Annotated in this window: 1 protein-coding gene; it reads left to right on the top strand. The window is 73.2% G+C overall.

The window, feature by feature from the left end:
* Window positions 1-114: 114 nt before the first annotated feature.
* Window positions 115-1,715: serine/threonine protein kinase (locus D7Y13_RS41315; protein ID WP_244222467.1), on the top strand; the 1,601-nt coding region annotated here is incomplete at its 3' end.

Genomic DNA, 1,715 nt, shown 5'->3' with positions numbered 1-1,715 from the left:
GGGATGGGCGGGGGTAGGTACGGTGTGCGTGCAACCATGTCCGCGTCCGCAGCTTCTCCGTCTTCCCTCATCTTTGGCAGGTACGCGGTCCTCCGCCGCCTGGCCGTGGGGGGCATGGGGGAGATCTTCCTCGCGCGACAGGTGGGTGTGAGTGGTTTCGAGCGCCCCGTCATCCTCAAGAGCCTGCTGCCAGACCTGCTGGAGCACGAGGGCTCGGTGGAGATGTTCCTCGACGAGGCCCGGGTCGCGGCGCACCTGAACCACCCGAACGTCGTCTCGCTGTACGAGGTCGGCGCGTGGCAGGGCACGTTCTACATCGCGATGGAGTACATCGAAGGTGAGAACCTGGGCCGGCTGGCGCGCGCGGCGCAGCGGGCGGCCTCGCCCTTGCCCCACCGGGTGTGCGCGCAGTTGATCCGCGACGCGGCGCTGGGCCTGGACCATGCGCACCACGCGCGCGACAGCCAGGGCGCGTCGCTGGAGCTGGTGCACCGGGACATCAGCCCGCAGAACATCATGGTGCGGCTGGACGGCGTGACGAAGGTGGTGGACTTCGGCGTGGCCAAGGCGACCATCCGCGCCAGCCGCACGCGCACCGGCGTGCTCAAGGGCAAGCTGCGTTACATGTCGCCCGAGCAGGTGCGCAACGAACCCGTCGCTGGCAGCAGCGACCAGTTCGCGCTGGGCGTGGTGCTGTGGGAGCTGTGCACGCGCCGGCCGTTCATCGACACGGACAACCCCGCGGAGGCGATGCGCAGGATTGCGCTGGCGGCGGTGCCCCGGCCCTCGCAGTTCGTGGAGGGGCTGTCACCGCTGCTGGAGCAGATCATCCTGCGAATGCTCCACCGCGTGCCCGCGCAGCGCTTCGCGCGGTGTGGCGACGTGGCGAAGGCGCTCCAGGCCTACCTGGATGAAGTGCCGGAGGTGGAGGGCGAGGGCGTCTCCGCGGTGGTGACGCGGCTGGTGGGCGAGTCGGTGCTCGCGCGGCTGCGCGACACGGCTGGCGGCGAAGCGGTGCTGCCCCAGGGCCGTGAGCCGTCCAGCGTGTCGTGTCCGCGCTGTGGCCAGTCCACCAGCGCGAACAACCGCTTCTGCCCCGCGTGCGGCAACGCGCTCACGCCTCCGTCCGGCGCGCCCGCGCCGAGCCTGGCGTCGATGCCGGTGCTGCGCGAGCCGCCCATGCACCTGGGGGATGAGGATGCCCCCGACGCGCCCACCGCCAAGGCCCCCGCGGCCCGGCGGGCGGGGGATGGCGCCGTGCACGAGCCGCCCACCGACCCGACGATGGAGGTGCCCGCGCCGCTGGCGGCCGCACTGTCCCAGCCTCTGGCCGTGACCGACGCGGACGAGGACGACGACGCGCCCCCGGCCCTGGGCGACGATGCGCCGGGCCCCACGGTGAAGATGCGCGCGCTGGATGCGCAGGCGCTGATGCGGCGGCTCACGCTGCTGACGGTGGCGGGCGACGCGTCGGAGGCGCTCTCCCTGCGGGAGATGGTGAAGGCGCTGGCGGCGCGCCATCAGGTGGAGGCGGTGGCCCTGGCGGAGGCGCGCTGGTGCCTGCCGTTCGGACTGCCGCAGCCGCGCCAGGACGACGCGACGCGGGCGCTGCGTTGCGCGGAGGACCTGGGGCTCGCCGGGGTGACGGTGCGGCGGGGCCTGGAGTCCGGCGTGGTGCGGGTGAGCTCCAGCGTGGACGCGGCGGGCACGAGGTT

The sequence above is a fragment of the Corallococcus praedator genome (assembly GCF_003612125.1).
GTDB classification, from domain to species: Bacteria; Myxococcota; Myxococcia; order Myxococcales; family Myxococcaceae; genus Corallococcus; species Corallococcus praedator.
The sequence above is the reverse complement of the archived record's forward strand: the minus strand, read 5'-3'. Positions and strand labels throughout refer to the sequence as shown.